Below are 7,155 nucleotides of genomic sequence, written 5' to 3' on the forward strand. Positions count from 1 at the left end.
GCAGACCGCCGACCCGCGGACCGTGACCGGCGAGGCGTCCACATCGCCTCGCCCCACCCCGATCACATCAGTCCATCGCCGCCTCGCGCGACCCGGCGCACAGCCGGGCGAGAGCCTCGGCCGTCACGGGCGAGACCACGCCCTCCTCGGTGACGATCGCCGTCACCAGCTCCGGCGGTGTCACGTCGAACGCCGGGTTGTACGCCTGCGTGCCCAGCGGCGCCACCGGGATCCCGCCCCCCGCCCCGACGGGCTGCACCTGCGGCGCCATGACCTCGGTCACCTCGAACCCGGGGCGCTGCTCGACCTCGATCGACGCTCCGTCCGCCGTCCGGAGATCCACCGTCGTCACCGGCGCCACCACGATGAACGGCACATGGTGGTAGCGCGCCAGCACCGCGAGCGGGTAGCTCCCCACCTTGTTCGCCACCGACCCGTCGGCCGCGATCCGGTCGGCTCCGATCAGGACGGCGTCCACCTCGCCCGCCGCGAACAACGACCCCGCCGCGTTGTCGGTGAGCAGGGTGTACGCCATGCCACTGCGGGCCGCCTCGTACGCGGTCAGACGCGCGCCCTGCAGGAGTGGACGCGTCTCGTCCACCCACAGCCGCCGCAGCCGCCCCGCCCGATGCGCGGCGAGGGCCACCGCGAACGCGGTCCCCTCCCCACCCGACACCAGCGATCCGGAGTTGCAGTGGGTGAGGACACGGTGTCCGCCACCGGGCAGCAGCTCGTCCAGCAGCGCCAGCCCGCGCCCGGCCATCCGGGCGCTGGCCTCCGCGTCCTCCCGGTGCAGCTGCCGCGCCGCGGCCAGCGCCGCACCGGCCGCCTGCCGTCGGGCGTCCCCGCGGGCCAGCGCGGCCGCGTACGCCGACCTGGCCCTGCGCACCCCGACGGCGAGGTTCACGGCCGTGGGCCGGGCACCGGCCAGCGCCGTCGCGGCCTCGTCCACGTCGAACCCGCGGGCGGCGGCGAGCGCGACCCCGTACGCCCCGGCGATGCCGAGCAACGGCGCACCGCGCACGGCGAGCGAGCGAATCGCCTCCACCAGCGCCGACGCGTCAGTACAGACCAGTTCGACCTCCTCGCTCGGCAGTCTCGTCTGGTCGAGGAGCACCAGGACCGGCCCCTCGGGCGGCTCCTCCCAGCGAATGACGGGTATCTCGGTCGGCCGCTTGCCCTCGCCTGCTTGCGCGTACTGATCAGCCATGCGGTCAGTCTGCCCCGGATCCGTCGGACAATTGAAGGCGTGCAGCCCCGACCGCGGCCGGTCCCCCGATGACCACCCCATGGCACGATGTCTGCCAACCTTCCGCCGCGACCGCGGACGGGCACCGTGAAGGAGCGACGATGAAAGACACTCCGGGCTGGGCCTCGCCCGGATCCGCCCCGTCCGACGGGCAGGCGCCCGATGCGTCCGGCTCCGCCGAGCCCACCGCCGCACAGCCCGCGGCCCCCTCGGACACGGACCCGCAGAACCCGGCCGCAAAGTGGTCCCAGGTGCAGCCGCCACCGGCACAGTGGTCCGCGCCGGCCGTCCCGCCGAACACCGGCCAGGCCCCGCCGCCCCCACCGCCCGTCCCGGGCCAGGGCCACCGACCCCCCGTCGGCCCCGGCGGCTACGGCGGTCCGGGCGGCCACTACGGCTGGGGCGCGGGCTGGGGTGGACCACCGCCCGCCGCCAAGCCCGGGGTGATCCCGCTGCGCCCGCTCGGCGTCGGCGAGATCCTCGACGGCGCCGTGGCCACCATGCGTGCCCACTGGCGCACGGTGCTGGGCCTGTCGCTGGCCGTCGCGGTCGTCACGGAGACCGTCGTCGTACTGCTGCGCGGCCTCGTCCTGGACGAGAGCGCCGGCACCGCGGCCCTCGACGACCCCAGCGCGACGGTGAGCGAGCTCACCCGCGCCATGGAGTACTCCCTGCTCAACTCCGGTGTGCTCGTCCTGGTCTCCATGATCGGCACCCTGGTGGCCACCGCCATGCTCGCCACCGTCATCAGCCGTGCCGTCATCGGCAAGCCGGTGACCACCGGCGAGGCCTGGCGCGACGCCCGCCCGCAGGGCGCGAAACTGTGCGGCCTGATCCTGCTGCTCCTGCTCCTGACGTTCGGTGTCACCGCCGCGGGCGCGGTGCCCGGCATCCTCGTCGCCGTCGCGGGAGCCACGGCGCCGGGTGCCGGCCTCGCCGTCCTGGGCAGCATGGGCACTGCCCTCGTGGCCCTGTGGCTGGTCGTCCGCTACTCGCTGGCCGCGCCCGCGCTGATGCTGGAGAAGCAGGGCATCCAGAAGTCGATGAGCCGCTCGGCCAAGCTCGTGCGCGGCGCCTGGTGGCGGGTCTTCGGCATCCAGCTGCTCGGGGCGTTCATCGCGAACATCGTCGCCGCGATCGTCGTCGTCCCGTTCACCCTGCTCGCCGCCGCCCTGAGCGGAGGCGGCATCTCCGGCTTCCTCACCAGCGGCGGCGACTACGGCTGGACGTTCCTCGTCGTCAGCGGCATCGGCGCGGTGATCGGCTCCATGATCACTTTCCCGATCAGCTCGGGCGTCACCGTGCTCCTCTACATCGACCAGCGCATCCGCCGCGAGGCGCTCGACCTCGATCTGGCCCGCGCCGCCGGCGTCCAGGGCTACAGCAGCTCCGGCGCCACCCCAGGGAGCTGATGCGGTGAGTCCGACGGGGGGAGTTCTCACAGCACTGCCGGCACTGCCACGCACCACCGGCACGGCCGTGCGGGCCGTGCTGCGCGCCGGCGACACATCCATGGGGTCACTGGCACGCTCCGACGAACCGCCGGTGACGATCGGGCGGGACCCCGCGCGGGAGGCGGCCCGCCATGAGCTGTCCAAGAGCGTGTACCACCAGAACGACCCCAGCCTGTTCGAACGCGCCCTGAACGCCGTGTGGGAGTGGATCGGCAGGCTCCTCGGCACCGCCTCGACCGCGACCCCCGGGGGGACGGTCGGACTGGTTCTGATCGTCCTGGCCGTGGTCGCCCTGCTGGGCGCCCTGTGGTGGCGCCTGGGCACCCCGCGCCGGCCACCCGCGTCCTCCCCCGCCCTGTTCGACGACCGGCCCCGCACCGCCGCCGACCACCGCGCGGCCGCCGAGGCGCACGCCGCCCAGGGCCACTGGAACAGGGCCGTCCAGGAACGCATGCGGGCCATCGTCCGCTCCCTGGAGGAGCGTGCTCTCCTCGACGTCCGCCCCGGCCGCACCGCCGACGAGGCCGCCGCGGAAGCGGGCCGCGCCCTGCGCGAGCACGCCGACCGGCTGCGCACCGCCGCCCTGGACTTCGACGACGTGACGTACGGCGGACGCACGGCGAGCGAGCAGTCGTACCACCGCATCGCCGAACTCGACCGCGATCTGGAGAGCGCCAGACCCGACCTCGCGACCAGCGCTCCCGGCACGGCCCACGACGCCCGCCAGGGAGCCGCCGAATGACCGAAGAGGCCACGCTCCCGTCCACCTCGGTCTCGCCCTCCCCCCGGCATCTGTGGACCCGCGCGCGCGGAATCGCCCTCGCTCTCGTCCTGCTGCTGGCCGGGGCCGTCGCGATCGCCCTGGTCCGCTCCGGCACCGGGCACGGCGCGCTCGACCCCCGCTCCGTCGATCCCTACGGCAGCCGTGCCGTCGCCGCGCTCCTCGCCGAACGCGGCGTCGACACCCGTGTGGTGACCACCCTCGACGAAGCCCGCGCCGCGGCCGGCCCGGACACCACCCTCCTGGTCGCCGTCCCCGACCTGCTGACGCAGAGTCAGCAGAGCCGCCTGCACTCCGCCACCGCCGGCACCGGCGGCCGCACCGTACTCGTCGCCGCGGGCAGCTGGTCCGTCGAACGGCTCGCCCCCGGGGTCACCGCGGACCCCGCCACCAGCTACGACGCGACGCTCTCCCCGGACTGCGACCTGCCCGCCGCCCGACGCGCGGGCACCGCGGACACCGGCGGCATCCGCTACACCACCACTCACCACGACGCCGACGAGTGCTACCCCAGCGAACGCCTGGCCACCCTGGTGCGGGTCCCGGACGCGTCCGGCAGCGGCGACACCGTCGTGCTCGGCGCACCGGACATCCTCTACAACGACACCCTCGACGAGCAGGGCAACGCCTCGCTCGCGCTTCAACTCCTCGGCTCGCGCCCCCATCTGACCTGGTATCTCCCCTCACCGGCGGACGACTCGGCAACCGACCAGGGCGGCCAGGAGAGCTTCCTGGACCTGCTCCCGTCCGGCTGGCTGTGGGGCACCTTGCAGCTCTTCGTCGCCGCAGCCGTGGCCGCCCTGTGGCGGGCACGCCGCCTCGGCCCCCTGGTGCCCGAAAATCTCCCCGTGGCGATCCGCGCCTCCGAGACCGTCGAAGGCCGCGCCCGCCTCTACCGCAGAGCGAACGCCCGCGACCGCGCGGCCACCGCTCTCCGCTCCACCACCCGCACCCGCCTCGCCCCCCTCGTGGGCGTCCCCGTGGCCCAGGCGCACGCACCCGAGGCCCTGCTCCCCGCGCTCTCCGCCCACCTGGACGGCGAAGGACAGTTGCACTCCCTCCTCTTCGGCCCGCCGCCCAGCGACGACACGGCCCTGATCGCACTTGCCGACCAACTCGACGCCCTCGAAAGAGAGGTACGCCGTTCATGATGGACCCGACCACTGACAACGCCGGGTACACCGGGGACCAGGGCAGCGCCCGGGCCTCCCTGGAAGCCCTGCGCGCCGAGATCGCCAAAGCGGTGGTCGGCCAGGACCCCGCCGTGACCGGTCTGGTCGTCGCCCTCCTCTGCCGCGGACACGTTCTCCTCGAAGGAGTCCCCGGAGTCGCCAAAACGTTGCTCGTCCGCACCCTCGCCGCCGCGCTCGAACTAGACACCAAGCGCGTCCAGTTCACTCCCGACCTGATGCCGAGTGATGTGACGGGCTCTCTGGTCTACGACACCCGCAGCGCCGAGTTCTCCTTCCAGCCCGGCCCGGTCTTCACCAACCTCCTGCTCGCCGACGAGATCAACCGCACCCCGCCCAAGACCCAGTCGTCCCTCCTCGAAGCCATGGAGGAACGCCAGGTCACGGTGGACGGCACCCCGCGTCCCCTCCCCGACCCCTTCCTGGTCGCCGCGACCCAGAACCCGGTCGAGTACGAGGGCACGTACCCGCTGCCCGAAGCCCAACTGGACCGCTTCCTGCTCAAACTGACGATCCCGCTGCCCTCCCGCCAGGACGAGATCGACGTACTGACCCGGCACGCCGAGGGCTTCAACCCGCGCGACCTGCGCGCCGCGGGCGTACGCCCCGTCGCGAACGCGGCCGACCTGGAAGCCGCGCGCGCCGCGGTCGCCAAGACGACCGTCTCCCCCGAGATCACCGCCTACGTCGTGGACATCTGCCGCGCCACCCGCGACTCCCCCTCCCTCACCCTCGGCGTCTCCCCGCGCGGTGCCACCGCCCTGCTGTCCACCTCGCGCGCGTGGGCCTGGCTCACGGGCCGCGACTACGTCATCCCCGACGACGTGAAGGCCCTGGCCCTGCCCACCCTCCGGCACCGCGTCCAGCTGCGCCCCGAGGCGGAGATGGAGGGTGTGACGGCCGACTCCGTCATCAACGCGATCCTCGCCCACGTCCCCGTCCCGCGCTGATGGGGTTCACCGGACGCGCCGCACTGCTCGCGGCCCTCGGCTCGGTCCCCCTCGGCGTCTGGGCCCCCGGCTGGACGGGCGTCCTCGCCGTGAACGCCTCCGTGGCGGTGGCGTGCGCCTGCGACTTCGCCCTCGCGGCGCCGGTACGGCGTCTCGGCCTGACCCGTTCCGGCGACACCTCCGTGCGTCTGGGCGAGGCCGCCGACGTGACCCTCACTGTCACCAACCCCACCGATCGGCCGCTGCGCGCGCAGCTCCGGGACGCCTGGCCGCCGAGCAGTTGGCAACCCGGCACGGAGGGGCCCGCCTCCCGTCACCTCCTGACGATCCCCGCGGGCGAGCGCCGGCGTGTCACCACCCGGCTGCGCCCCACCCGTCGAGGCGACCGTCAGGCGGACCGGGTGACGATCCGCTCCTACGGTCCCTTGCGTCTCTTCTCCCGCCAGGGCACCCACCGGGTCCCCTGGACGGTGCGCGTCCTTCCCCCTTTCACCAGCCGCAGACACCTCCCGTCCAAGCTCGCCCGCCTGCGCGAGCTCGACGGACGCACCAGCCTGCTCACGCGGGGCGAGGGCACGGAGTTCGACAGCCTGCGCGAGTACGTGCCCGGCGACGACACCCGCTCCATCGACTGGCGCGCCACCGCCCGGCACACCACGGTCGCCGTCCGCACCTGGCGTCCCGAACGCGACCGCCACATCCTGCTGGTGCTCGACACCGGCCGCACTTCGGCGGGCCGCGTGGGCGACGTCCCTCGTCTGGACGCCTCGATGGACGCGGCGCTGCTGCTCGCCGCCCTGGCATCCCGCGCCGGTGACCGGGTCGGCATGCTCGCCTACGACCGCCGGGTCCGTGCCCTCGTCCAGGGCCGAAGCGCACGTGACGTCCTGCCTTCCCTGGTGGAGGCGATGGCCACGCTCGAACCCGAACTGGTCGAGACGAACGCCCGGGCCCTTACGGCGACAGCCCTGCGTACGGCCCCTCGCCGCTCCCTGATCGTGCTGCTCACGACGCTCGACGCGGCTCCGATGGAGGAAGGGCTGCTCCCGGTCCTCGGTCGGCTCACTCAGCGCCATACGGTGATGGTGGCGTCCGTCGCCGATCCGAGCATCGCCCGTCTGGCGACGGCCCGCGGTTCCGTCGACGCGGTCTACGAATCCGCTGCGGCCGCCCAGTCCCAGTCGGAACGCCGGCGTACTGCCGACCAGCTCCGTCGCCACGGGGTCACGGTCGTCGACGCGACCCCCGATGAACTGGCTCCCGCGCTGGCGGACGCATACCTGGCGCTGAAATCGGCAGGACGCCTTTGAGACGACGGCTGGGCGAGCCTCTCTGAACTGAAGGGCTCGCCCACCCGATCACATGCGACATGACGCCACTCGGCCTCAAACGCAGAAAACCCCCGTGCCGAATGGCACGGGGGTTTTCCATAAAATTTGTTCGGCGGCGTCCTACTCTCCCACAGGGTCCCCCCTGCAGTACCATCGGCGCTGTGAGGCTTAGCTTCCGGGTTCGGAATGTAACCGGGCGT

At 73.5% G+C, this 7,155-nt stretch carries 6 protein-coding genes and 1 rRNA gene; 5 read left to right on the forward strand and 2 right to left on the reverse strand.

What is annotated here, in order from left to right; translation table 11 throughout:
* Positions 1-67: 67 nt before the first annotated feature.
* Complete coding sequence (mtnA, locus tag ACZ60B_RS28925; protein WP_469391959.1) at positions 68-1,210, reverse strand: S-methyl-5-thioribose-1-phosphate isomerase; 1,143 nt, start codon at positions 1,208-1,210, stop codon at positions 68-70.
* A 140-nt stretch (positions 1,211-1,350) separates the two neighbouring features.
* Between mtnA and ACZ60B_RS28930 the strand changes: the two genes are divergently transcribed.
* Genes ACZ60B_RS28930 through ACZ60B_RS28950 form a run of 5 tightly spaced genes read left to right on the forward strand, consistent with a single transcriptional unit; the run spans position 1,351 to position 6,934 of the window.
* The gene (locus ACZ60B_RS28930; RefSeq protein WP_469391961.1) at positions 1,351-2,661 is read left to right on the forward strand and encodes a hypothetical protein; all 1,311 of its coding nucleotides are present in this window, start codon (positions 1,351-1,353) and stop codon (positions 2,659-2,661) included.
* A gap of 4 nt (positions 2,662-2,665) precedes the next feature.
* Positions 2,666-3,445 carry a DUF4129 domain-containing protein gene (locus ACZ60B_RS28935; protein ID WP_469391963.1) on the forward strand — a complete coding sequence of 260 codons (780 nt, stop codon included), beginning with the start codon at positions 2,666-2,668 and terminating at the stop codon, positions 3,443-3,445.
* Complete coding sequence (locus tag ACZ60B_RS28940) at positions 3,442-4,635, forward strand: DUF4350 domain-containing protein (RefSeq protein ID WP_469391965.1); 1,194 nt, start codon at positions 3,442-3,444, stop codon at positions 4,633-4,635. Before ACZ60B_RS28935 ends, ACZ60B_RS28940 begins: the two co-directional genes overlap by 4 nt.
* Positions 4,635-5,624 (forward strand): AAA family ATPase, encoded by a 990-nt coding sequence (locus ACZ60B_RS28945; RefSeq protein WP_469391978.1) that lies wholly within the window; start codon positions 4,635-4,637, stop codon positions 5,622-5,624. Before ACZ60B_RS28940 ends, ACZ60B_RS28945 begins: the two co-directional genes overlap by 1 nt.
* Positions 5,624-6,934: a DUF58 domain-containing protein gene (locus ACZ60B_RS28950; RefSeq protein ID WP_469391967.1), complete on the forward strand. Its 1,311-nt coding sequence runs from the start codon at positions 5,624-5,626 to the stop codon at positions 6,932-6,934. The genes ACZ60B_RS28945 and ACZ60B_RS28950 overlap by 1 nt, the downstream gene beginning before the upstream one ends.
* A gap of 128 nt (positions 6,935-7,062) precedes the next feature.
* Here ACZ60B_RS28950 and rrf read toward each other — a convergent pair.
* Positions 7,063-7,155 (reverse strand): 5S ribosomal RNA (gene rrf / locus ACZ60B_RS28955); the annotation flags it as partial.

The sequence above is a fragment of the Streptomyces sp. NPDC104096 genome (assembly GCF_055584385.1).

Excerpts from the sequence above, each read along its gene's own strand:
- mtnA (WP_469391959.1), bottom strand. The coding sequence starts at position 1,210 with ATGGCTGATCAGTACGCGCAAGCAGGCGAGGGCAAGCGGCCGACCGAG.
- ACZ60B_RS28930 (WP_469391961.1), top strand. The coding sequence starts at position 1,351 with ATGAAAGACACTCCGGGCTGGGCCTCGCCCGGATCCGCCCCGTCCGAC.
- ACZ60B_RS28940 (WP_469391965.1), top strand. The coding sequence starts at position 3,442 with ATGACCGAAGAGGCCACGCTCCCGTCCACCTCGGTCTCGCCCTCCCCC.
- ACZ60B_RS28945 (WP_469391978.1), top strand. The coding sequence starts at position 4,635 with ATGGACCCGACCACTGACAACGCCGGGTACACCGGGGACCAGGGCAGC.
- ACZ60B_RS28950 (WP_469391967.1), top strand. The coding sequence starts at position 5,624 with ATGGGGTTCACCGGACGCGCCGCACTGCTCGCGGCCCTCGGCTCGGTC.